Consider the following 1,098-nt stretch of genomic DNA (forward strand, 5'->3'; position numbering starts at 1 on the left):
GTTTCAACACACAGCCGCCTAAAGGCGGCTGGGGGGATATATTGCGCATGTATAAACCCTATACTAAGTTTCAACACACAGCCGCCTAAAGGCGGCTGGCTTATATTGCTGATACGCAAAGCACTGAAGCAACTTGTTTCAACACACAGCAGCCCGAAGGCGGCTGGTTGTACGCAATCTCGTTTCAAAACATACACACCTTGTTTCAACACACAGCAGCCCGAAGGCGGCTGGGTCACTGGCCACATCTGCTTATGCTGCTTTGCCTGTTTCAACACACAGCAGCCCGAAGGCGGCTGGCAAACCATAGCGAGTTGACAAACCAATTTTTTGAGTGTTTCAACACACAGCAGCCCGAAGGCGGCTGGCCGGCTTAGTCGATAAAGCTGCTTTCGAGCATTTGTTTCAACACACAGCAGCCCGAAGGCGGCTGGGATTTTTGTAATGCGTATTCAGGCTATCTTGTTGCTGTTTCAACACACAGCAGCCCGAAGGCGGCTGGCGTTATCCGGGCCAAGTTGGTAACAGCTTTTATAGTTTCAACACACAGCAGCCCGAAGGCGGCTGGACAAATCAGCTATGAACCGCTCTGCGTTTTTATGGTTTCAACACACAGCAGCCCGAAGGCGGCTGGGTAAGTGAAATTATGAGTAAGGAGAATCTCCAATGTTTCAACACACAGCAGCCCGAAGGCGGCTGGATATCTCTTAACTGCCGACCTTTGCACCATTTTGGTTTCAACACACAGCAGCCCGAAGGCGGCTGGGCGGGATTATCCAGGCTCGTTACACACTTATACCAAGTTTCAACACACAGCAGCCCGAAGGCGGCTGGGGGATTATCAAGGTTTGTAACACATTTATACCAAGTTTCAACACACAGCAGCCCGAAGGCGGCTGGTAGTCTCCCCTGCAAGGCTTTTACTCTGCACGCCCGTTTCAACACACAGCAGCCCGAAGGCGGCTGTGATGAAATCAGCACAAGCAAACGGCGAGCCGTTGTTTCAACACACAGCAGCCCGAAGGCGGCTGGGAAACCGAGCATTTGCAGCCGTAGCCGTTGGGCGGTTTCAACACACAGCAGCCCGAAGGCGGCTGG

At 52.6% G+C, this 1,098-nt stretch carries 1 CRISPR repeat array.

The annotated features are described in order from the left end of the window. Nucleotides 1–1,097: direct repeats of the CRISPR family, unit length 31 nt; unit sequence GTTTCAACACACAGCAGCCCGAAGGCGGCTG. Nucleotide 1,098 lies beyond the last annotated feature (1 nt).

It is taken from the genome of Neisseria sp. HMSC15G01, from assembly GCF_001808255.1.
Taxonomy (GTDB): domain Bacteria; phylum Pseudomonadota; class Gammaproteobacteria; order Burkholderiales; family Neisseriaceae; genus Neisseria; species Neisseria subflava_A.